We start from the raw sequence: 25,282 nt of genomic DNA, 5'->3' as shown, positions 1-25,282 counted from the left end.
TGAACAAAATCAGACCAAACAATTGGTCAAAAAAATTAGTCAAACAAATTTTACAACCGAAATTCTTTAGATTTTCTGGGAAAACCAAAAACAATTAATTAATAAATATTTAATAATTCAAAAAATATGAAAAACCTTCTTAAGCTCACAAGGAGCGAGAATACATTTTTAAGTTTTGATATAAAAATAAAATTGTCATTATTAGCTTTATTTGCCATACTCACAGGACATGCAAATGCTAATTCTAACATTTTTACATCTAATATATTAGACGTGTACACAGTAAATTTACAACAAACGGTAACAGGAGTAGTTACAGACACCAATGGACAGCCTTTAGCAGGTGCAACAGTAATAGAAAAAGGCACAAACAACGGTGTTTCAACGGATTTCGACGGTAATTTCTCAATTAACTTAAATAACCCAGAAGCCATACTTGAGGTGTCTTATGTTGGCTTTGTATCAATAGAAATAATAGCCTCTAAAGCGGCAACAATAACTTTGACAGAAGACCTTTCTGAGCTCGAAGCTGTTGTTGTTGTGGGCTACGGGACCAAGAAAAGAGAAGACCTCACAGGATCAATATCGAGTGTTTCTGCTAAATCATTTGAAAAACAACCACTTATCCAAGCCTCTGATGCCATTCAAGGTAGAGCAGCAGGTGTTAGCGTAACTAAGATCTCAGGAGCTCCTGGTGCCACACCAAAAATTAGAATTAGAGGATCCAATTCACTTACTGGCAGTAGTGACCCCCTAGTTGTAATAGATGGCTTTTTTGGAAGCGTTGCAGATTTAGATGAGCTAAACCCTAATGATATACAATCTATTGATGTTTTAAAAGATGCAACAGGAACTGCTATGTACGGTTCTAGAGGTGCAAATGGAGTAATTGCTGTTACCACTGTAAAAGGCGTAAGTGAGAAGCCTACTGTGAGCTTCAACACCTTTTATGGCATGCAATCCCTGCCTAATCAACTTGATGTATTAAGTGGTGGAGATTATGCTAGAGAAGTTAATAAATTTGAGAATGCCAAAGGTGGAGCTCCTTTATTTACTGAAGCCGAAATAACACAGTTAGATGCCAACGGTGGGTCCAAATGGCAAGATCAAATCTATAGAAATGCACCTACTTCTAATTACCAATTATCCGTAAGAGGTAAAAGTGGTAAAACAGGTTATTTTATTTCGGGAAATTACGCAGACCAGGATGGTATTATTGTTAATACCGGATTTAAAAGATATAATTTAAGAAGTAATATAGACTTTAAAATAAGTGAAAAAATAAGTGCTAGATTAAATTTAACTGGATCAAGAAGGGAAACTTTAAATACAGGTAGAAGACAAGGTCTTAATTCTCCAGTTACACAAGCTGTTATTTTTGATCAAACTGCCCCACCCTATCAACCAGATGGTTCTGTAACGCGCACAGGTAGACCCGGCGTTGGATCTCAATTAGGTTTGGCTCCATTAGTTCCTTTGTTGGGGGTTGAAGCCAAAGGTATTGCTAATATTTTTAATGCAAATGCTTCTATTACCTATAATATTTTACCAGTTTTAACTTATAATTTTACTGGTGCCGTACGTCTACAAAATATTAGAAATACAGGTTTCTCTGAGGAATTTGCCAGCTCAACTGGCGACAGAGCTAGTTCTAGTTTTGGTTTTACAGATTTGACATCTACCCAGTTTATACATGCTTTACAATATACAAGGGCAATAGACAAGCATCAATTCACCATTAAAGGTATTTATGAAGAAGTAGTTGACGCCAATAAAAGAACTGGTGGAGAAGCAAGAGTATTGCCTTTCCCCGATTTAGGTATTCATAATTTAGGTACAGCCGAAGATGTAAACACATCTGTTAGTTCATCGTATTCTAAAAGAGTTATTCAATCTATTGTTGGAAGGCTAGATTACACGTACAATAACAAGTATTTATTTACTGCTTCTTTGCGTTCTGACTCGTCATCAGCCTTTGCTCCAGAACAACAACAAGAATATTTTCCTTCTGCAGCCCTTGGCTGGAAGCTTTCAGAAGAACAATTCATTAAAGATTTAGGAGTCTTTTCTAACCTTAAACTCAGAGGTAGTTGGGGTGTAACGGGAAACCAAGGAGTTCAGCCTGATGTGTGGCGTGGAACAATTAATGCTGGTACCGGTGAAATTATTGCACTCAACAACACTAGTGTAATTCCAACAATTGCTCCAGGACAAGCTCCTAACCCAGATTTAAAATGGGAAAAAACGGCTCAACTTAATGTTGGTCTTGACGCTAGTTTCTTTAACAACAGATTAAGTATTACAGCTGATTACTATCGAAAAGAAACAACCGATGCTTTATTACAAATTAGTGTACCAGCATTTACTGGTCAAACCACAATTTTAAAAAATATAGGAGCCATTGAAAACAAAGGTTTTGAATTTGGTGCAAACGCTTTTATACTTGATGGTGGCGATTTCACTTGGGATGCTAATTTTAATATTGCTTTCAATAAAACTAAAGTACTTGATCTAGGAGGACAGGACGTAGCTGCTCCAGGAGCCTCATTTGGTGGCGGAGAATCAAACGGTCCTGCCGTTTTACTCGAAGTTGGCAAAGAGGTTGGCAATTTCCAAGGTTTTGTATACCAAGGTGTATACCAATCCGGTGATGATATACCTGAAGGATTTGTTCCTGGAGACAGTAAATTTAAAGGTGCTGAAAGCGCTGGTGGTGCAGTAGGAGTTATTGAAACTATTGGTAATGGTCAACCAGACTACATATGGGGTTTGACTAACAACTTTGGGTACAAAGGCATAGATCTTAGTATATTCTTACAATCTATGGGAGGGTTTGACGTTTGGAATTTAACAAGAGGATATACCTATGGTGGTATTTCTGATGTATTCCATGCTTCAACACCCGATATACGCAACCAGTGGAATCCTGAAAATCCTAATAGTAACATTCCTCATTATAGCAGTTCAAACTTAAATAAATTGCAATCTAGTAGATGGATAGAGGATGGCACATTTGTTCGTATTAAAAATATTAGCTTAGGGTATAATCTTCCATCAAAAATTTTAGAAAAAACCAAACTATTTACAGCATTAAAGTTTTATATAAGCGCACAAAATTTAGTAACTTTTACTAAATACAATGGATTTGATCCAGAAATTTCAGCTTCAAGTAATGCAGCTGATATTGATCAATCTATAGATTGGGGAGCTTACCCTAACCCAAAAACTTTCACCTTTGGAATAAATGCTAAATTTTAAAAAGATAAATTATGAAAAAAATTAAATTTTTATGTGTTACTTGTGTCGTACTATTTTTAGCACTTATTTCCGTAAGTTGCTCAGAATTAGACGTGGAGCCTAAAGGGCAATTTACTCCTGACACCTTTTTTACCACACAGGCCGATCTTGATGGTGCCGTTGCCGGATTGTATAGACCTCTTGTTACGCATTCACAATATACTCAAATTGCTTTACCGGCTATGGGTGGTGATGATTTAACAAGTGAAACCGGAGGAAATAAAGCTAATTTCGCTGCCTTTGACACCTATAAATATGATCCAACGATAAACTGGCTAAATGAATTTACTTGGACACCCATGTATCAATTAGTTTATAGAGCAAACACAATAATAAATTCTTATCAAAATATTGAAGCCTCAACAGAAAGAGACCAAGCTGCGGCACAAGCGTTTTTTATGCGCGGAATGGCTTACTTCACCTTGATTAAAACCTTTGGAGATGTTCCTTTAATACTAGGGGCGCCTACTGGTGAGGAGTTAAGATCTCCTATTGTTGATGTCTATGCTCAAATTTATAAAGATTTACAATTTGCTGAATCTGTATTACCAAATGATTGGGGAGACGAACCAGGGCGACCAACTAAATGGGCTGCAAAGTCATTTTTAGCTAAAGCTTATTTATATAATGCTGGATGGCCTTTAAAAGACGAATCTAAATACGCCTTGGCTGCTTCAAAATCCTTGGAAATATTAAATGGTAGCGGACATCAATTAGTAAAGGATTACAAAGATTTATGGCAGGAAGAAACTAACAACAACTCTGAGAGTGTATTCGCAGTTCAATATTGCGAATCTTGCAACGCCTGGGATACAGCCGGATGGTGGCTTGGCACTACCCCTGCTAAAGTTGAAGGTGGTTGGGGTGATTTCTTTTCGGAAATTGCCTATTTTGAAGAATTCCCTGAAGGACCAAGAAAAGATGCAACTTTTCAAACAGAATTTTATCCAGGCATTGGTTTTGCTGTGCCATGGGATCATCCTACTTTAGGCCCTGGTCATCCTTATTTTGCAAAATGGCGTTCTGGTTATGCTGCAACATTAAATGAGCCCGCGCAATATAAAGGAAGTAGTCAAAATATTTATTTGATGCGCTATGCAGACCCCGTATTAATTTATGCGGAAGCTGCTAACATGTCTGGTGGTGCCAATGCAGAAGAATGGGTAAACAAAATTAGAAGAAGGGCTGCAGGACTGCCTATTGATAACCCCAATGCAAGTGTGGATTTATCAGGCCTGAGTCAACAAGAGCTTCATGATGCCATTATTGAAGAAAGAAAATGGGAATTTGGTGGTGAATGGGATAGGTTCTTTGATATGGTTAGAAATGGCTTAGTACAAAAAGTAGCTGATAAGCGGGCACTTGATACTAGAGAAACCCCTATTAATCCAAATCCAGGAACTGATTTTAACTACAGTCCAATACCATCAACTGAAATTTTATTTGCGCCTCAATTAACTCAAAACCCATGCTGTGATTAATTATAGAATACAATAAAACAATTATTAAAAAGCTTCATTTTCAATTTTTGAAAATGAAGCTTTTACTATATAAATATAAATAGTTTTAAATTGCACCCAATGAAATCCATAATTACTCCCCTATTCCTTATCCTAATTTTGATATTCTCTTGTAATCAAAAGGAAGAGCTTTCAGATAGTTTATTTAAGCCTTTATCTACTTCACATACAAGTATATCCTTTAATAATAAAATTACAGAGACGGATACACTCAATTATTTTAACTACCCGTATCTGTATATGGGTGGAGGTGCTGCCATTGGAGATTTTGACAATGATGGGCTACAAGATTTGTTTTTTACAGGAAATATGGTGGAGAGTAAACTATATAAAAATGAAGGCAATCTAAAATTTAAAGATGTTACTAAACCATCTGGCATAAAAAATAATGACCAATGGTTTACAGGTGCAAGCTTAGTAGATATTAATCAAGATGGTTTTTTAGACATCTATGTAAGCGTTTCTGGTAAGCAGAATAAGGCAAATAAACTATATATCAACAACCAAGATTTAACCTTCACAGAATCTGCTTCACAGTACGGTTTAGATAATGAAGGCTCTACAACACAGGTTGCTTTTTTTGATTATGATAATGATAATGATTTAGATCTTTATATCGCCAATTACCCCCCTGCTAACTTCGGGAGTTCGAACGCGTTTTATAAAAGCAAAATGGATAATTTAACAGAGATAGACTCTGATAAATTATTTAGAAATGAAGGTAATGGAACTTTTAAAGATGTTAGTATAGAAAGTGGTATTGCGAATTACGGGCTTTCTTTAGGTCTATCTGTAGCCGATTACAATAATGATGGATTATTGGATGTATATGTTTCAAATGATTTTAGTACACCTGACTATTTATGGGTTAATAATGGAGACGGCACTTTTACAAATCAACTTGAAGATGCTTTTGGGCACACGTCATTTTATGCTATGGGATGTGATGCAGCGGATTTTAACAATGATGGTTGGATAGATTTTGTACAAGTTGACATGACACCTAATGACAATAGAAGAGCAAAATCCAACATGGCAAGTATGAATAGAGGTTTATTTTGGGACACTGTAGATTATGGGTTCCACTACCAATACATGCAAAATAGTCTACAACTAAATAGAGGTAATAAAAAGCAAGGCGTGCCTTATTTTAGTGATATATCTCGAATTAGTGGTTTGGCAACTACCGACTGGAGTTGGGGACCTTTATTAGCAGATTTTGATAATGATGGTTGGAAAGACCTCTTTATAACCAACGGCACAAAAAGAGATGTCAATAACAAGGATTACTTTCAAAACTTAAAACTTAAAATTAACCTCACAAGACAAGGACCTCCAATTAATTCATTAGATATACCCTCTGAACCTGTTGAAAATTGTGCCTATAAAAATAATGGTGATGGCACTTTTTCTAATATTGGATTAGAATGGGGCATTAACTACAAAGGATTTTCTAATGGGGCTACGTATGGCGATTTAGATAATGATGGAGATTTAGATCTCGTTGTAAACAACATGGATTCTGAAGCGAGTATTTATGAAAACACGACTAATGATTTAAACAGTAATTATGTGCGTTTTAAATTAAACGGTCCTGAAGCTAATCATTTTGGAATTGGGACACGTATTAAAATATATCAACAAAAAAACTTTCAAGAAGTGCAGGTAACGCTCACAAGAGGTTTCCAGTCTTCAGTAGAACCTATAGCTCATTTTGGATTACCAAAAAACCAAAAAATAGATAGCGTCAAAATCTATTGGACAGATTTTAAAACGCAAACACTAAAAAACCTAACGCCAAATCAAACTATATCTGTTAATTACAGCGAGGCAAATTTAAAAAATAGTCCGATTGACAATAAAGAATATACCTATAATTTTATTAATATTTCAGACCATGTAAATATAGATTACAATCACGAAGAAAATAATTATAATGATTTTTTCCAAGAACCTCTTTTACCTCATCAATATTCAAAAATGGGTCCTGGCTTAGCCGTTTCGGATGTTAACAATGACGGGCTATCAGATATTTTTATTGGTAATGCCACTGCAGCGTCAGCAAAATTATTTATTCAAAATACTAAAGGTGAATTTATCGAAGTGATTGGGCCATGGCAAGAACAAATTATTTTTGAAGACATGGCTGCTACATTTTTTGATGCTGATAACGATGGTGATCCTGACCTTTATGTTGGAAGTGGAAGCAATGAGTTTGCACAAAATAGTAAAAACTACAGAGATAGACTATACATGAATGACGGCCAAGGAAACTATACCGAAAACATAAAGGCCTTACCTAATTTGTTTATTAGTACAGGAACCATAAGCGAAGCCGATTACGACGGTGATGGTGATATAGATTTATTTATTGGAGGAAGAATTATGCCAGCTGCTTACCCTTTAGCTGCAAGTAGTTATCTACTAAAAAATGAGTTAATAGAAACGGGACATCTTAGCTTTAAAGATATTACCAATACATATTTTCCAAGTTTAAACAACATTGGCTTAGTAACAGACGCCCTTTGGACTGATTTTGATAATGACAAAGATTTAGATGTTGTGATATCAAAAGAATGGGGGCCGATTGGGATTTACGAGAATGAAAACGGCAAATTTATTGAAAGGACTTCAGATTTTGAATTAGATGAACATTTAGGATGGTGGTATAGTTTAGCACAAGGTGATTTTGATAATGATGGTGATATTGATTTTATTGCTGGAAATTTAGGCAATAATTATAAATACCAAGCTTCAAAAGAAGCACCTTTTGAAGTGTACTCGGGAGATTATGACAATAACAGAAAACGAGATATTGTTTTAGGGTATCATCAAAAAGGTACTTTATATCCTTTGAGAGGACGAGAATGTTCTTCAGAACAGATACCCGCTATTAAATACAAATTTAAAAATTACGAATCCTTCGCAAACGCTTCTCTTGTGGATGTTTATGGTGAAGATAATTTAAAAAGTGGTATCCATTATAAAGCCAATACGTTTTCAACGGTCCTTATAGAAAACAAAGGAAATGATGAATGGGCTATTAGGGACTTACCTATAGAAACTCAGCTATCTTCTGTAAACAAAATATTAGTAAATGATTATAACAAAGACGGCAATCTAGATATAATTATAGGAGGGAACTTGTATGCTTCTGAAGTTGAAACCACAAGAAACGATGCTTCTATTGGCTTATATCTAGAAGGCAAAGGTAATGGCGCGTTTAATGCTATACCATCTCAAAAATCAGGCCTTTATTTAGATGGTGATGTTAAGGATATGGAATTTATGCAAATCGGATCAGACTTAGTTTTAGTGGTTGCAAGAAATAATGACACACTTAAATTCATTAAGGTTTATGAATAAATTTAAGCCTATCAAGAGTTTAAGGTATGAGACTCTAATTGTATATTTCCGTACCATTGAGCCTAACTAATAATACAAAACATATGAAATTTACCACTTTAGTTTTTCTATTCTCTTTTTTAACCGTTTTTAATTGTGCTGATAAAAACTCAAAAAAAGAAGTTTTAAGTAAAGAGTTGCCTAAAAAGACTGAGTATTTGTTTTCTGCCATTTCAAAAGATTCATCAAATATCAATTTTATAAATACCATTGTAGAATCTGAAGATTTCAATTATTACAACTATGTGTATTCCTATGTAAGTGGCGGTGTAGCTGCAGCTGATTTTGATAATGATGGCTTAATAGATTTGTTTTTCACGTCTGGGCAAGGGCAAAATAAACTCTACAAAAATAAAGGGAAATTTGTATTTGAAGATGTTAGTGAAGTATCCGGGATTACTGATGAATCTGGTTTTGACATGGGAACAACTGTAGCTGATGTTAATAATGATGGTTATTTAGATGTTTACATTTGTAGAGGTGGCTGGACTAATGATGACGCAATACTATCCAACTTATTATATATTAATAATGGTGATTTTACCTTTACAGAAAAGGCTAATGCGTTTGGGGTAGATGATACTAATAGAGGTATTGGCGCCTCATTTTTTGACTACGATAATGACGGTGATTTAGATTTATTTCTTTCTAATGCTCCAAATATGAATCCTAATAGTCGTAAAATAATAAACTTAAAAGATGTAGAGAATAACCCAGAAACCGATTTATTAAAAGGAAGTGATAAATTATATAGAAATAATGGAAACAATCACTTTGTTGACGTATCTCTAAAAGCAGGAATTAAAAGAGATATTGGTTTTGGACTTAATCCTCAGGTAGGCGATTTAAATAACGATGGTTGGCTAGATGTTTATGTTAGTAATGATTTTTCCATCCCAGACTTTGCTTATATAAATAATAAAAATGGCACTTTTTCTGATTCTCGAGACACTATGTTTAAACATATGTCAAATACAAGTATGGGCAGTGACATGGCGGATATTAATAATGATGGTCTTAATGATATGGTTGTATTAGATATGAGTCCAGAAGATTATATACGATCAAAAACAACCATGTCCATGACGTCAATAAATAAATTTCAAGAAATGATTGACAAGGGGTATCATTATCAATATATGCATAATGTACTACAATTAAATAATGGTAATGATACTTTTAGTGAAATTGCAAATCTAGCTGGAATAGCAAAAACAGACTGGAGTTGGGCTGTTTTATTAGCCGATTTTGATTTAGATGGATATAAGGATATTTTTATCTCAAATGGTATTTATAGAGATTTAATGTCTCGAGATAAAAACAATGAGATTTTAAATATTCTGAGATCAAGACGGCGAAAACCTACTAAGAAAGATTTTTTAGAATATACTCAAATGCTTCCCCAAGAAAAAGCATATAATTATTTCTATAAAAACAATAAGGACCTAACATTTTCAAAGGCCGAAAACACATGGGGTAATTTTGGTGCTACATTTTCTAATGGGGCAACTTATGCAGATTTAGACAATGACGGTGATTTAGATTTGATAGTAAATAATATTGATGAAGCAGCTACGGTTTTAAAAAACAATGCTATTGAACAAAATAAAGGCAGTTATTTAAAGCTCTCTTTTTCCGATTATTACAAGAACAGAAATGGTGTTGGGACAACGGCTAAATTATACTTAAATAATGGTGAACTACAATCACATAGTTTAATAAATTCAAGAGGTTACCTGTCTTCAACTCCAAACCAAATACATTTTGGAATCCCAAATAATACCTCAATAGATTCTTTACAGATTCAATGGCCTAATGGAAAAATTCAAAATATAACAACCACCCCCATAGACACACTACTCCAAATTAAATATGATAAAAGACATGTGTCAAATAAACCTAAATTAAAATACAACAAACTTTTCGAAGAACTAAACACTCCCTATTCTCATAAAGAAAAGGTTTTTAATGATTATGATATACAACTATTATTACCTCATAAATTATCTCAATTAGGACCAGCCATTGCTAAAGCCGATATAAATAAAGATGGTATTGACGACCTTTTTATTGGAGGTGCTCATGGACAAAGTGGCAAGATTTTACTAGGAACACTATCAGGAAAATTCAATATTATTGCTTCCAAAATCTTTAGTGAAGATAAAAAATATGAAGATATTAGTGCTGTATTTTTTGACGCAGACGGTGATAATGATTTAGATTTATATGTGGCCAGTGGTAGTTACGAATTTAGAGAAGATTCTCCCCTTCTTCAGGATAGATTATATATTAACAACAATGGACATTTTGTGCGGTCAAAATCAAATTTACCGACTGTCAATTCTGTAGGTTCCGTTGTCATTTCTGCTGATTATGATGGTGATGGTGATAATGACCTTTTTGTTGGCAGCAGGGTCATTCCTGACAAATACCCTTATGCCCCTAAAAGTTATTTACTGATTAACAATAACGGTGATTTTACAGATGAAATTGATAATCATGCCCCTGAACTAGAAAACATAGGCATGCTTACCTGCGCCCAATGGGTTGATATGGATAATGATAGTGATTTAGATTTGGTGGTTGCAGGAGCATGGACGGGCATTACCGTTTTTCTAAATAATAACGGTAAATTATCTAAAGATAAAACACATCATTCACTTGCGACTACTATTGGGTGGTGGAACACTATTTTGGTAAAAGATGTTGATGGTGATGGCGATCTAGACATTATAGCAGGTAATCTTGGCCTAAATTATAAATTCCACGCCTCCCTAGAACAGCCATTTCATATATATACTAAAGATTTTGACAACAATGGTAGTGAAGATATTATGTTAGCCAAATATTATAATGGTAGTGAGGTTCCGGTTAGAGGAAAATCATGTACAGCACAACAAATGCCTCATTTAAGTCAAAAATTCAAGAATTATAATGATTTTGCGAATGCAGGTATTAAAGACATTCTAGGAGAAGGAATCAACACTTCCTTACATTACGAAGCTAATGAATTTAGATCTGGGATATTTATTAACAATAAGGCGTCAGGATATACATTCATGCCTTTTACAAATGAAGCCCAAATAGCACCAATAAATAGTATTATATATGAAGATTTTGACCATGATGGTATTAAAGATCTACTTATGGCTGGTAATAATTATATGTCTGAAGTAGAAACGACTAGAGCCGATGCCGGTACTGGTTTTTTCCTAAAAGGACAACAGGGCGGTGAATTCAACTTTATACCCAATAGATTCTCTGGTTTTGTAGCAGATAGAGACGTAAGAGGTCTATTACTTTTAAAAAATCATAAAAAGAATTATGTTTTTGTAAGCAATAACAATGACATGCACCAATTTTATATTTTAAGGTGATTAAATATTTCTTATCAAATATTTCTACTTCTCCTCTTTAAATAAAATTTACAAACCTTTTTTTACCTCACAAAATAAACCCTAAGATGTATTACAAAACAATGAATTCCCTAATTATTTTTTTCTTCTTATTAGCTTTTAATGAAAGTAATACTGATAATACAAATAACCTAGCTCAAGCAGATATTATAAAAGAAATAAAAACCTTAGTTGTAAATCATGACAACCCTAAATTAACATATTTAGGTCGAATTGATACTATCTAATTTGAAACATGACAACTCTATTGGTCTGGATCTTCAATTGAAGTAAACATAGAAGGTGAAACTATTGAAGCTCTCTTAGAAGGAAGTATAAATGATGATTATTTCAATGTTATAATTTGCGGTGAAGTAAGGTCTACCACACAAATAACAAATACAAAAAATATCACACTTTAGCTTCTTACTTATCTGCTGGAAATCATACAATTGAATTGTTTAAAAGAACAGTTTGGGATCGTGGAACAACCAATTTTTATGGCTTTAAAATAACCGGAGAAGTAGCACCTATAATAAACAAAACAACTTCTAGAAAGAAAAAAATAGAACTTTATGGTAATTCAATTACGCAAGGGCTAGCTGTAGATGACCCACTACTTAGTGATGACAGAGATCCTAAATACGAAAACAATTATCATAGCTATACATCCATAGTAGGCGGAAATTATAAAGCTGAATATAGAAATATATGTTTATCAGGTATTGGTTTAACTATTAGTTGGTTTCCTCTTATTATGCATCAAATGTTTAATAGTTTAAATCCAAACATTGCAGGTAGTGCTTGGGATTTTTCTAAATTTTCACCAGACTTAGTAATTATCAATATTCTTCAAAATGATTCATGGCTGATTTCATCACCAAACTCTATTGAGTTCATTGAAGCTTATAAAAAATTTATAAGTTACCCAAGACGAATATATCCCGAAACACATATTATTTGCATGTTAGGTAATATGGATGCTTCTAGAGTTGGCTCAATATGGCCTTCATATATTAAAGAAGCAGTGGTACAGCTTAATGATACTAAAATTTATTCTCATATTGTTCCATTCAAAAACACTTCAGGACACCCATCTATATCTGAACAAGAATGTATGGCGAACAATCTGATTAATTTTATTGATGCCAATATAATATGGTAATAAAAACAGATTAGGGGGTGAAGAATTCCTTGCTTTTGAATAAAATAATTCTTAACGAATATGGACTGGATTATTAAAAAAACTCAAACCATAAAGCTTACTTTAATGTACGAATAAAACAATTTTTATTGAATTCTATTAATTTTCAAGTTTTAATCTTCCAAAGGAAGTAGGTCCATGAAAATCTGGTATTTCAGTCAATGGGTTTACCCATGTTATCCAAGTAGGTTTGTAAGCCCCACACTCTTGTTTGCGATATTTGGCGCGAAAAATTCCTGCTTCAATGATATTATCATGTATTAAGTTAAAAGCTTTTAGGGAAAAAAAACTTATAGCTACTTCTACCACAAAACATTCTTTGCAAATTTTAGATTTTATTGAAATATCCGTTTTGGGCCAATTCCAATTATAATCAAAAAGCTTATTCGGTCTAGCCTTAAAATCCATCATTCTTGAAATTGGGTCAATCTCTAAACAATAGTATGGATCAAGCGATTCATTCGTTCTAAAAAAAAGTTCTACTCTGTCAGAATTACCTATACTAACATAGCTATTATCTGCCTGATTAATATGAATTTTAGAATCATAGACTTTAAATTGAAAAAACAAATTTTCACTATTATGAAGTGCTCTAAATTCAATATCATCAATAACCGTATTTTCCCAAGGTGACGCAAAATCGTTTAAAACAATAGCTTTATCCCATATATCAAGATTTCCTTTTCCATTAATTAATCTGCCGGCCTCGACACGACTTACATTATATATTTTTGTATTAGGTTTCATTAAAAGTTTTAAATAATTATCATTTTTATATCAAAATAAATAGTCAAATCTGCTATATGTTTTTTGAATTGCTAATTGATTATCTGTTTTACAATCCTTTTTGTAATGGAATTATTATATTCCTCATACAGTTTAACTATATACACGCCAGTTTTAAGATGAGATACATCAATAACTTGAATATTCTTGTCAATACGAAAATTGATTAAGTTCCCCAAAAGGTCATATATTTCATATTTATTTATCCCCACTTGAGATTTAACATTTAAAATGTTCTTTACTGGGTTAGGATATAATAGCATCTTCAAAGACTCATTTTTATTTGTGCTTAGAATATCACAATTATAATTACTCACACCCAATTCAATGCGGCTTCCAGGATTTAAGCTTTTACCTACAAAAGCTCCATAGTCTTTATTATATCGTGTGGCTCTAAAGGCTCTATTAGCCGTATTGGTGGGATCCTCTCCTTGTGACATAGGGCCAAGATTTGCAGTATATGGATTAATATATTCCCACACGACATCTTTATTAGCATTAATCTCTGAAAAATGACCTGATGCTCCTTCACATATCAAAATATTACCATTAGGCAAATTTTGAGCACTTGATAAAATGGCAGAATATAAACCTGTATTTGTTTCATCACCATATTTGATTATTGGTTCAGCTGGCCCAAAAGCAATGCCAGGTAAGTGAGTATAAATACCTGGAGCACTTCTAGGAGGTTCTATTATGAAAACTTCTGAATATTCAGGAAACCTACCAAAACCATTATTATAGACCATAATTGCACCGGCATCTGGATAACCATCCGGAATAATATAAGGTGAATGTTGCCCAAATAGCTTTTTATCTATAGATGTTCCTTGATCATAAGCTTCAGGGTTACCCCAACGGTATAAAAAATCACCTCCTTTCCCTCGATAACCATTAGTATGAGAGGCGGCTTCAGCAGTAGTTGTACCATGATCAATTATATAAATTTCATTCATTAACCTAGAACTTATCACTATTTGATCTAGGGTAGCATTGTATTGAATTGAATTAAAATGCAACCAATTAGAATTACCTAATAAAATGGATTCAGAACCCAAATAATTAATATCTAAAAGTTCTGGATGATCTGCCACAATATCAAAATTATCTACAGTAATATCAAAATCTTGAATTACATGATCTTTAATATTCCATTCCCAAACGATTTCAGCATCATTCCTACCAATTGGCTTTAACTCGAGTATTTGCTCATTGAATAGAGTCAGTTCGTTTCCATTCTCATCCTTTAACTTAGCGGGATTTCGACCTGCCTGAACAGCTTCTTTAAAGGACATAACACTAGCCGCTAACATCAATACATTTCCATTTGGCATGGGATATACATCATGATGTTGCCGGTGCTCTGTCGTATTATATTCGTACTCCCAGATTAGATTACCATCCCAATCAAACATTTCAACACCTCCTCCAGTTCCTCCAAAATTAATAGAGGATGTACTGGATAACTTTGTACCTCTTAATAAATTACCATTGTCCAGTAGATATACAGAATTCCCAGGATCATTTAAACTTGCCCATTCTTTAATAAGCTGACCACAATTATCAATTAAAAATGTTTTTTTTCCAGTTGTAAACAAAGTATACCCTTCATAAGAATTAGAGGTATTAGAAATTATACCAACCGTGTTACCTTGAGAGAAAACAAAACTTATATTAATAGTAATCAGTATAAAACCAATAAATAATATTCGCATTTCTTATAAATTAACTTTAATAAATCCCATAATAAGAGTATAAATTTTTCCTTTTACTTTTTTACGAATCTTTCATTAATTGAGTAGTTAAGCCCATCATATAATTTCATTAAATATATTCCTGTTTTTAAGTACGACACATTTAAAGTTTTTATATTATTGGCATTATATGTTTTAACTAGTTTACCGAAAATATCATATATTTCAACTTTCCTAATTGTTTTGATTGATTTTAAATGTAGATTATGTTCTACAGGATTAGGGTAAATTGTAATATTTTTAAAGTCATTTCTATTTGCACTAAGTAATTGACAATTGTAATTACTTGATCCAGTTTCAATAGTATTTCCAGGAATAAGTGTTTTACCTTCAAAAGCTAGATAGTCTAAAGCATACCTTGTAGCTCTAAAAACAGTATTTGTATCGGTATATGGATCAAAGCGTATCCCCTGTTCCCAAACTCCATTTTTTGTAGAAGGATTGATATATTCCCAAACGGTTTTACCACTCGTATCAACTTCAAACAAATTTCCAATGGGCCCATTACATATCAAAATATTTCCATTTGGAAGTTGCTGAGCACCAGAAACAAAACCTGCTGAAAAAAGACTAGGATCAATGGGGTTAGTATATATAAAATCTGGCACTAACGGCCCATAAGGAAAATTAGAATCATATGAGTAAATACCTGGAGAAATTGCAGGCAGGCTGAGTTTAAATATTTGAGAAAAATCAGGGGTTCTTGTATACCCATTATTAAATAAGATAATTTTACCGGCGTCAGGTAATCCATTAGGAATAATATAGGGGAAGTGTTGTCCAAAAAGTTGACGATCCTCTTCAGTTCCATGGTTATAAACTTGAGGGTTTCCCCAGCGATACAAAAAATCACCGCCTTTACCATAATTTCCTCCAGTATGATTCGAGCTTTCATTTGTAGTTGTAGAATGATCAATGATATAAATCTCACTCATTAAACGGGAGCTAATCACAATCTGATTTAATGCATCATTATATTGAATAGAATTAAAATGCAACCAATTTGCTTTTCCTGCACTATTACCTAGATAATTAATATCCAATAATTCTGGATGCTTGCTAACCTCTCCAAAATTACTTTTGGTATCATCAAAATCTTGAATTAAATGATCCATAATGTTCCACTCCCAAACTATATTACCACCACTATTACCTATCGGTTCAACTTCAAAAATCTTTTCATTGTATAAATCAATTCCAACCAAATTATTTGGGTCTCTACCAGCTTCTATCGCATCAGCATTATCAATTACGGTAACGGCAAGCAATAAAACATTACCATTTGGCATAGGATAAATATCATGATGTAAGCGTTTATTTTGGTCATTATATTCAAATTCCCATATAAGATTACCATCCCAATCAAATTTTTCTACTCTTCCCCCGGTTCCCCCAAAATTAATATAATCATTAGAAATTTTAGCAGCTCGTAATAAATCACCATTTTCTAGCAAATAAACAGCGTTTCCAGGGTTGTACTGACTAGTCCATTGGTTAATAACACGTCCACAGTTATCAATTAGGTAAGTTTCTTTCTGGCTTGTAAACAGTGTATATCCAACAAAAGAATTAGCGGTATTAGATAATATCCCTACGGTATTTTGACCTATTGTAAAACAACAATTAATTAAAAAAAACAGAATAAACAGGCGAATATTTTTCATAGAATTGGTTTTATTCCCTTTTAGCTTATGAATTATAAAAGATAAAGTTCAAATGTAACAAAAAAAATTATGTGCACGAGCACATTTAGAAATATTTTACTATATTTACAGAAAATATATATTGAACATCCTAGATTTAACCTAAACTAAGCAGCTTTTTATTGAAATCATACATGTATTTAACAACTAGGTTTTGAATAAAAAATGTGCTCGATAACACAATATTTAAAATATAACCTTATAAACACATAAGTTTAATATTATTTAGAATCGAATTTATCAATGAAATTTATTTAACATCAATTATTATTAATTTAAACTATTTAAAAATGAAAAAAATTACCTTAAAATTTTTAATGCTCACATGTTTAAGCATTTCTTTTATGCTTGCACCTAAAAGCGTTTCTGGACAGGAAGCCTTTAATTTTGATTTTTTAGGTCTAGCCGGTACAAATGGTATTGGATTTTATACTAGAACAACATCTGGAACCTTCCCTCTTTTATTTCAAGATCTTGCAGAATCCACAATGAGGGGACAATCTGGAAATTTCACTTGGCAGGCATGGGTGAAGTCAAGCACTTCAGAATCTGGTAATGTATACAGTGAAGGAGGGTTTGGCAAACCAGAATTCTCCATTAAAGGAGACGGTACAGGTAAACTAAAAGTATTCTTCCATGATGCTGCTGGACCAACAGATATTGTAAATGTCAATTCTGCCACAACCGTGTTTGATGACACTTGGCATCATATTGCGTTGGTAGGGCAAGTAAATGGCGGGACTTTTGCTACTGAACTTATGCTTTACATAGACGGTGTTATGGATGCTACCATTAATGGCACTCCAAACTATTCCATTTTTGCCTACGCCACAGATCGAATCGCTGTAGGGAATTATAATAATTTTGGTGATGTAGATGGTGCACAAGTTTATGCCAATGAACAAAATCCGTATAAAGGCGAAATGGCCTTATTTAGAGCGTATAGAAAAGCAAGAACATTGCTTGAAATTAGCGGTGATAGTTGTGAAGCAATAGCCTCAGATGGGACTGCTGTAGACCCAGACTTACGTGTTGCTATTAACTTTTCACAATCTGAAGCTGATTTAGCTGCTAACACAATAAAAGTGGTACTTGTAGGTCAAAACGATTATTCAGATTATGCATCGGAGGGCACAATTGTCAAAGATTTAACCTTAACGGGTGTAAGTAATGGAGCAAATCCATCTTATGATCCAGATTTAACTGCCATTAGTTTTACATCTTTTAGTTGTCAACCATTGAGTACTGCAGATTTTGCTGTTAATCAGGTTTCAATATATAGACATGCTAATTATTTATATGTTAAAACTAAAAAAAGCATTGCTGTTGCAAATATGAAATTAACTAGTTTATTAGGCCAGATAGTTAAATCTGATAACACGGACAACTTAGACATTAGCACTTTAAGTCCTGGAGTTTACATTGTATCGGTTAATCTAAAAAATGGTACGGGTATCTCTAAAAAAATAATTATAAAATAACAGCCTTAATTATAGCCTAAGAGCCTCTATTGAATTTCAATAGAGGCTTTTTTTTACCATATTCATTTTGAATTCTGATTAAGAATATTGATTGCTTTATAAGTTAAAAGTTGGGATATTAAATGAGCCTAAATTTTGTTAATAAAACAGAGGGTTAGCTCAAATAATTTAAATATAAACGCTTATCTGGCAAGTCCATACCGGCAATTCACCAGTTTTAACCAAACCCATCTTCATAAAAAAAAAGGGGATTAATAAAAGATTAAATGGAATCTTCCTTGTTTTTGGCTTGAATAAATTCATGGTTTTCAATATGCAGTAAATTCAATATTTTTACTTGGTTTAAAGCCTATTCTATGAGGATTTACAATAATTTTTTCCCCTTCAGAAATTTCAAAAGGTTGCCTGTAAATATTTCAACTCAATGGTATCTCCTCTTTTATTAAATTATTTGCAATAGAAGCTCCCTCAGTTATACAAGAAATTTCCATCAATTTATTTTTTATGCAAATTATTGGTTCGCTAGTAGAAGGTCGACTAATACCTTCCTATAGTTGATGTATTAATTCTACTTCGGGGAGATTTGGTTGGTCTCCAACGTGAAATATCCATCTGTCCATTTCATTCCTTAAGGACATCCATGATTTTTGAATAGTCAGGATTAGAAGCCAAATTATGTAATTCATGTGGGTCCGTTTCACAATTATATAGATCTTCCCTATTTTTTTTCTCTAAACCACAAGGCCTGCTCTTTGTTCAATTTTCTTTTTTATGTAATTCTAATAATTCACTCATTGAAGGAATATGCTCTCTGTAACTAACAGGAAGATAATATCCTTGCTCTGGTGTGTAATTCCTAATATATTTAAAACCTTTGCTTCTTAGGGCTCTAATAACATCCGTAAATTTATCAAATCTATCAGCCGCTGATTGTATATAGTTACGTTTCTTTTCAATTTTATACTCACCCAAAAATGCTTGCCCATACAAATAATTAGGTGATTCTATATCAGCTAAAGATAGTATCGTAGGCAAAAAATCCACGAAACTTATCAATTGGTCATCTTTTCTTTCTCAATGTTTTCTACTGGGAAAACGAATAATCATGGGTACTTTAAGCCCGCTATCGTATAACAGCCATTTTTGTCTTGACAATGGACCACCGTGATCGTCATAAAAGAAAATAATGATTTCTTCGAGAAGTCCATTGACTTCTAACTAGTTTAAAATAATCCCAAGTTGTTTATCCATTTCGGCAATATTATTATACATTTTCCAAAATTCCTGCGCATATTATCTGTATCTTGTAAATAAGGTGAAATAGGGAATTTAAGATTTTTTGAAACATGCACTGGAGTTTTGTTTTCGGACATTCTAGGATCCCATGGGAAGCGTTCTAGTGATTTATCTCCAGATTTATAGTGACGCATCTCATTTTTATAAAATCCGTATGGCTCAAATAACCTAGATTCCTGCGTAGTTTCAAAGTTGAAAACAGAGATAAAAGGCTGGTTATTTTTTTTCCACGCCAATGAGCATACCAATTACTCTCATCCCATGCCGTAACCGGAGCGGTGAATTGATAATCGGTTTTACTATTATTTGTACAATAATATCCATTTAAATGTGATTGTTAACTTAACATACGTACTTGTGGTTCTAGAACAGCTTCATATGAAGGCCGCTCAGTGTCTTCTGTATGAGAGGTGGTACGCATGTGATTTACTTCTATACTTGTTGGGTACATGCCTGTTATAATAGCAGCACGACTAGGCGAACAAACCCTGGAGGTAGAATAAACATTAGTGTAAATAACACCTTCCGATGCCAACCTACTAGGGTTTGTTGTATGTATTGTAGAATCTCCATTCGATTCCAAATAGGGCCCCAAATCTTCCGCAACAAACCATAGTATATTTGGTTTTTTTACAGGCTTTTTAAATCCTTTACTTTTTGTTGATTTCAAGCAAGAGGACCGTATTAAAAAAGGCAAAAATATAACTGTAATTCTAGATACCATAATAGTAAGCTTCAATATAAAAAAACACTTTTAATTAATAAAACATCTTTTTAAATCCTTATCCAAACGCTTAAACTCTTACAGAACAAATTATAATTTGACATAAATTTCACTATATTTAATTCACTTATTTAATAACAAGTTTTATAGTTTTTTGACTCTTATTTTCATCTACTACACGAACAAAATAAAACCCAGATTGTAATTTGTTTACGGAGATTTTAGTGCCTTTATATTGATTATAATCTAATACCATACTTCCTCTAGCATCAAAAACTTGAATTTTTGCATTATTAACTCCTTTTATTCTAAAACTTTCTTTGACTGGATTTGGATAAAGCACCATGTCACTTAATTTATTCTCGTTAATGCTTAAAGAATTTCCTTTTAAAAAAAAGATTCCACTTCTCCCAGGGATTGTAAACCCACTTAAATCAATTGGGGATTTGTTACTACCCTCTAATTGCATATACCCTGAAGTACTTGCTCCGTCTGGCAAAATAAATGACGCTATTGAAGCCGATAGAGGGCTACCATCAGGTTGTTCATTAACAACTATAATTAATTCTCTATCCCCCTTTTTTATATATCTATAAGTCAGATTTCCTTCAAGAATATTACCTCTAACATCCTCATCTTTAGCCGTTATTAACATGTCTTCAAATTGTGAAACTTCAGACAAGACCGTTTTAGAGGTGTTTTTTGTTGGTGTGTGATGAAAAATCGTATAATATCCCCACCTATTGTTAAGTCCGGGCGGGTTACTATACGCATCATTTTCCCATAACCAGCCAAATATAGCATTAGAACCATAGGCTAAAGCACTAGTTACTTGACCTCTAAATCTATTGGTAGTCATTGGGAAATTCGAATTAGCCGTATATACTCCACCAGATGAAGGAAACACAGGTTTTTTTCCAAAAGGTACAATGTCTTTAGCAACATAATTCAATTGCATATCAAACCCTCTGTTAGACCTTTCAGTACCAGTAAGCGTACTTGAGCTATGATAAAATTGTGCAGGACTTACATTTTTTCCTGCATCTTGGTCTTCGGGAAGACCTCTTGGACTATTAAAACGCGTTGAATGTAAATTAATAATAGCAAGCCAACTCGTATTTGTTTTATTATATAACGCACTATTTACCAAATCTATATAGCCTATTCGAGGAACATTACCATTAGCCTTGTTTAAAAAAGTTGTTTTCATGAAATCTGGTCTTCCTTCATAAAACTGATGCATATCCACATCAGCGCCAGATTGATAGCCATCAAAGTCAAAAGTAGATATAAATACAGGGTGATTAGCATCATTACTTTTTATTGCGTTATAGGCATCGTTTACTTTAGTAGAACTTATTCCTTGCAAATCTGGCTCATCTATTAAATACCAACCATACAATGCATTATGATTCTTAAATTTATTTACTTTAGCAATTATATTATTGAGATTCCCTCCACTTACATCATTCTGATTTAACATAAAAAGGACATATACGCCCTCAATTTCTGCCCTATTCATAACAGTAAGAATATTGGCATCGCTCAAATTAGGAAAATGGTAACTTTGTATAATATTATATCCCTGATTCTTAATGTTTTCCCAGTCAAGGGAAAGAGCAACTCCATTACCCGTATAAATTCCTTTAGGAAAAAATGGGGTACCATTTATTGTAGATATTCCTGCCTGGCTGTTATAAACAACTACAGAACCTTGTGAGACAACTTTATTAATACTAAGCAGTAGTATTAATACTAAAACCAACTTGTTTTTCATATTATTTATTTTAAATGGGGAATAGATTCATGTACTTAATATTATGCAAATATAATAAAAAAAGTAAGATGTGCTCGTGCACATTCAATAATTTGATTATATTTGACCATATTTTGCATTAATTACCATTAGGTAAAAATGCCAAATATGAATTTTAAAATAATATCTAGAATAAAAATTTAAAAGCCATTCCTTGAAAAAATAATGGAATAGAGTACTAGACATAAAATTTTCTCTTTATAAAAGAATAATTGACAAACTAAAAAAGACTATTCCAAATACAAACTGAAAGTTTTACGAAAATGTAATAAAATAAGATTATCAAAATATAAGAATGAAGTTTTCAATAATTGCAATAGTTGTTCTTTTAATTCTAAATGTATTACTCCTCGTTTTTAGTGTCAATAAAGACTCATAATAGATCGAAGGCATTAAGCATGAATTTCTAAGAATCAAATAAATAAAAGAATTACAAACACTAATAAACTAATAAACTAATAAACTAATAAAAAGTACAAATTAAAAAAATGACATAACATGAAAATAATTAAATTCTTATGCTCATGTCTAATAGCCACTTGTTTTAACTGTCAAGATTTCGCAATAAAAAGTAGCTCATTAGAAAATGCATTATATAAAGACCCATCTCAACCTGTAGAAAAAAGAGTAAAAGATCTTATTGGTAGAATGACATTAGAAGAAAAAGTTGCTCAAATGCATCAAGTGACGCTAAATGGATTAGTATTAAATAAAAATGGTAAGGTAAATGATGATGATATTGAAACCTTATTTAAAGGTATTGGTTCAGGAACAGTAGAAAGCCCTTTCTTAAACTATGCAGATGTTGCAACTATTTCAGAAGCAACTGATCGTTATTTAAGGAATAAAACACGCTTAGGTATTCCTGCCATTCAAATTGCAGAAGGCTTACATGGTTACCTAGCTTTTGATACAACTATTTTCCCGCAAGCTATAGCCTTAGGAAGTACTTGGGAGCCAGAATTAATAAAACAAATGAGTGCGGTAGTGGCTAAAGAAGCATCAGCCTCGGGTGTTGACCAAGCTTTATCTCCTGTATTTGACGTCATAAGAGATCCACGCTGGGGAAGAACAGAAGAAAGTTACTCTGAAGACCCATATTTAGTCTCTAAAATGGGGGTGGCATTTGTGAATGGTTTACAAGGAGAGAAAGAAATTACTAAAAACGGAATTCCTGAAGGAAAATTAATGGCGACCGTAAAGCACTTCGGGGCTTATAGCGCACCGTTAGGTGGTATAAATTTAGGCGTTGTTTCTTTAGGTGAACGTGAATTAAGAAATACACACTATTATCCTGTTAAAAAAGCGATTGATGATGCTAACGTATATGTAGTAATGCCTTCTTATAATGAACTTGATGGAGTACCTATTCACGCTAATAAAAAAATATTAAGAGATGTTTTAAGAGATGAATTAGGTTTCAAGGGCTATACCTTTTCTGATTATGAAGCAATAGACATGCTGACTTCTTATTTTCATAATGTAGCAAAGACTAGAGATGAGGCTGGTATTATGGCTCTAAAAGGAGGAACAGATCTCGAGGCTCCCGGAGCAATGACTTATAAAAATTTGGTCACTCTTGTAAAAGAAGGAAGACTAGAAGAATCTCTTATAAATCAAGCTGTTAGTAGAATATTAACAGCAAAGTTTAAAGCAGGTTTATTTGAAAGACCGTATTCAAAACCAGAAAAAATAGAAGAAATTGTTCACACATATGAAGCTATAAAATTATCACGTACTCTAGCAGAAGAATCTATCATTTTACTTAAAAATGAAAACAATCTTTTACCATTGGATCAAACTAAAATAAAATCAATTGCTGTAATTGGACCAAATGCCGATCAAATCCAATATGGAGATTATAGTGCAACGAAAAACAAAGCGACAGGTGTTACCATTTTAGAAGGAATTAAATCTTTAGTAGGTAAGAATGTTAAAGTGAATTATGCAAAAGGGACCCATATATCTAAATTAGATAAAAGTGGTATTGTTGCAGCAGTCACTGCCGCTAGGGAAAGTGACGTTGTAGTTTTGGCTATTGGCGGAACACATAAGGTACTAGGTGGAGTTGGTTGGGAAGGACCAAAAAGTAGTTTTGAGGTAGATGATGAAACTCTTAATCCGCCTACTGGAGGGGAAGGTTATGACAGAACTAGTTTAAGACCTCCGGGCGTCCAATCAGAACTTATAAAAGCGATTCATGCTACAGGAAAACCCATTGTTTTAGTCATGGTGCACGGTAGACCATACAGTATTGTTTGGGAAAACGAAAATCTTCCCGCAATTGTAGAGACTTGGTATAATGGTGAACAAGGAGGGAATGCTATTGCAGATGTTCTATTTGGTAATGTAAACCCTTCAGGAAAATTAACACTGTCTGTACCACGCACTGTTGGACAAATTCCTGTTTTTTATAATCATCAACCTTCACATCGTGGTTTTTATGGAAAACCTGGAACAATAAAGGCACCTGGTCGTGATTACGTTTTTGAAACACCGGTTCCATTATTTGAATTTGGTTACGGTTTAAGTTATACCACTTTTGAGTATCGCAATTTAAAACTTGATAAAAACAGTTATTCTGTAAATGATGACTTAATAAAAGTATCGTTTGAACTTACTAATAATGGAGCTTACGACGGCAAAGAAGTTGTTCAACTTTATTATAACGACATTTATAGTAGTGTAGCTACTCCCGTTAAAATATTAAAAGGATTTAAGAAAATTCATTTAAAAAAGGGTGAAACTAAAACAGTCGACTTAGAACTATCAATTCAAGAAATGGGACTATGGAATACAGAAATGAAATATGTTGTGGAACCAGGTGAGTTCAATATTATGATAGGAGCATCGTCCAATGATATTAGATTAAACGAAAGAATAGATATCAAATTATAATCA

General features: G+C 33.2%; 16 protein-coding genes and 2 pseudogenes. 9 read left to right on the top strand and 9 right to left on the bottom strand.

Annotated features, from left to right (window positions below):
• Positions 1–126 precede the first annotated feature (126 nt).
• The 7 genes and pseudogenes from IE051_RS12875 to IE051_RS12845 all read left to right on the top strand — a co-directional run bounded on the left by IE051_RS12875 (position 127) and on the right by IE051_RS12845 (position 12,782).
• Positions 127–3,258: a SusC/RagA family TonB-linked outer membrane protein gene (locus IE051_RS12875; protein WP_189361290.1), complete on the top strand. Its 3,132-nt coding sequence runs from the start codon at positions 127–129 to the stop codon at positions 3,256–3,258.
• 11 nt (positions 3,259–3,269) lie between these two features.
• On the top strand, positions 3,270–4,778 hold the full coding sequence (locus tag IE051_RS12870; protein WP_189361288.1) for a RagB/SusD family nutrient uptake outer membrane protein: 1,509 nt from the start codon (positions 3,270–3,272) through the stop codon (positions 4,776–4,778).
• A 99-nt stretch (positions 4,779–4,877) separates the two neighbouring features.
• The gene (locus tag IE051_RS12865) at positions 4,878–8,183 is read left to right on the top strand and encodes a VCBS repeat-containing protein (protein WP_189361286.1); all 3,306 of its coding nucleotides are present in this window, start codon (positions 4,878–4,880) and stop codon (positions 8,181–8,183) included.
• An 83-nt stretch (positions 8,184–8,266) separates the two neighbouring features.
• A complete protein-coding gene (locus tag IE051_RS12860; RefSeq protein ID WP_189361284.1) occupies positions 8,267–11,599 on the top strand; it encodes a VCBS repeat-containing protein in 3,333 nt (1,110 codons plus the stop codon).
• Positions 11,600–11,700: 101 nt separating this feature from the next.
• Positions 11,701–11,865: a hypothetical protein gene (locus tag IE051_RS12855; protein WP_189361282.1), complete on the top strand. Its 165-nt coding sequence runs from the start codon at positions 11,701–11,703 to the stop codon at positions 11,863–11,865.
• A gap of 27 nt (positions 11,866–11,892) precedes the next feature.
• A pseudogene (locus IE051_RS18765) lies at positions 11,893–12,039 on the top strand (electron transporter RnfD); the annotation flags it as partial.
• A 35-nt stretch (positions 12,040–12,074) separates the two neighbouring features.
• Entirely contained in the window at positions 12,075–12,782 is a 708-nt protein-coding gene (locus IE051_RS12845) for an SGNH/GDSL hydrolase family protein (protein ID WP_189361280.1), read from the top strand.
• A 138-nt stretch (positions 12,783–12,920) separates the two neighbouring features.
• Here the strand turns inward: IE051_RS12845 and IE051_RS12840 are convergent, their stop codons facing one another.
• From IE051_RS12840 to IE051_RS12830, 3 genes are all read right to left on the bottom strand, one after another.
• Positions 12,921–13,568, bottom strand: coding sequence for a carbohydrate-binding family 9-like protein (locus IE051_RS12840; protein WP_189361278.1), 648 nt, complete (start codon positions 13,566–13,568; stop codon positions 12,921–12,923).
• Between the two features lie 71 nt (positions 13,569–13,639).
• The gene (locus IE051_RS12835) at positions 13,640–15,322 is read right to left on the bottom strand and encodes an aryl-sulfate sulfotransferase (protein WP_189361276.1); all 1,683 of its coding nucleotides are present in this window, start codon (positions 15,320–15,322) and stop codon (positions 13,640–13,642) included.
• Positions 15,323–15,375: 53 nt separating this feature from the next.
• Positions 15,376–17,025 carry an aryl-sulfate sulfotransferase gene (locus IE051_RS12830; protein WP_189361274.1) on the bottom strand — a complete coding sequence of 550 codons (1,650 nt, stop codon included), beginning with the start codon at positions 17,023–17,025 and terminating at the stop codon, positions 15,376–15,378.
• A 329-nt stretch (positions 17,026–17,354) separates the two neighbouring features.
• Between IE051_RS12830 and IE051_RS12825 the strand changes: the two genes are divergently transcribed.
• Positions 17,355–18,545 (top strand): LamG-like jellyroll fold domain-containing protein, encoded by a 1,191-nt coding sequence (locus tag IE051_RS12825; protein WP_189361272.1) that lies wholly within the window; start codon positions 17,355–17,357, stop codon positions 18,543–18,545.
• A 548-nt stretch (positions 18,546–19,093) separates the two neighbouring features.
• Here IE051_RS12825 and IE051_RS12820 read toward each other — a convergent pair.
• The 6 genes and pseudogenes from IE051_RS12820 to IE051_RS12795 form a co-directional block, all read right to left on the bottom strand.
• A complete protein-coding gene (locus IE051_RS12820) occupies positions 19,094–19,231 on the bottom strand; it encodes a hypothetical protein (protein ID WP_189361269.1) in 138 nt (45 codons plus the stop codon).
• A gap of 70 nt (positions 19,232–19,301) precedes the next feature.
• Positions 19,302–19,580, bottom strand: coding sequence for a hypothetical protein (locus tag IE051_RS12815; protein WP_189361250.1), 279 nt, complete (start codon positions 19,578–19,580; stop codon positions 19,302–19,304).
• A gap of 39 nt (positions 19,581–19,619) precedes the next feature.
• Positions 19,620–19,751 (bottom strand): annotated as a pseudogene (locus tag IE051_RS18760) (hypothetical protein); the annotation flags it as partial.
• Positions 19,752–19,768: 17 nt separating this feature from the next.
• Complete coding sequence (locus IE051_RS12805; RefSeq protein WP_189361248.1) at positions 19,769–19,975, bottom strand: hypothetical protein; 207 nt, start codon at positions 19,973–19,975, stop codon at positions 19,769–19,771.
• Positions 19,976–20,178: 203 nt separating this feature from the next.
• Positions 20,179–20,511: a sulfatase-like hydrolase/transferase gene (locus IE051_RS12800; protein WP_189361246.1), complete on the bottom strand. Its 333-nt coding sequence runs from the start codon at positions 20,509–20,511 to the stop codon at positions 20,179–20,181.
• Positions 20,512–20,692: 181 nt separating this feature from the next.
• Positions 20,693–22,342 carry a T9SS type A sorting domain-containing protein gene (locus IE051_RS12795; RefSeq protein WP_189361244.1) on the bottom strand — a complete coding sequence of 550 codons (1,650 nt, stop codon included), beginning with the start codon at positions 22,340–22,342 and terminating at the stop codon, positions 20,693–20,695.
• A gap of 537 nt (positions 22,343–22,879) precedes the next feature.
• Here IE051_RS12795 and IE051_RS12790 point away from each other — a divergent pair.
• The gene (locus IE051_RS12790) at positions 22,880–25,279 is read left to right on the top strand and encodes a glycoside hydrolase family 3 N-terminal domain-containing protein (RefSeq protein WP_189361242.1); all 2,400 of its coding nucleotides are present in this window, start codon (positions 22,880–22,882) and stop codon (positions 25,277–25,279) included.
• The last annotated feature ends 3 nt before the right edge of the window (positions 25,280–25,282 follow it).

It is taken from the genome of Algibacter mikhailovii, assembly GCF_014651495.1.
Taxonomy (GTDB): Bacteria; Bacteroidota; Bacteroidia; order Flavobacteriales; family Flavobacteriaceae; genus Algibacter_E; species Algibacter_E mikhailovii.
This window is presented reverse-complemented; position numbering and strand designations above follow the sequence as displayed.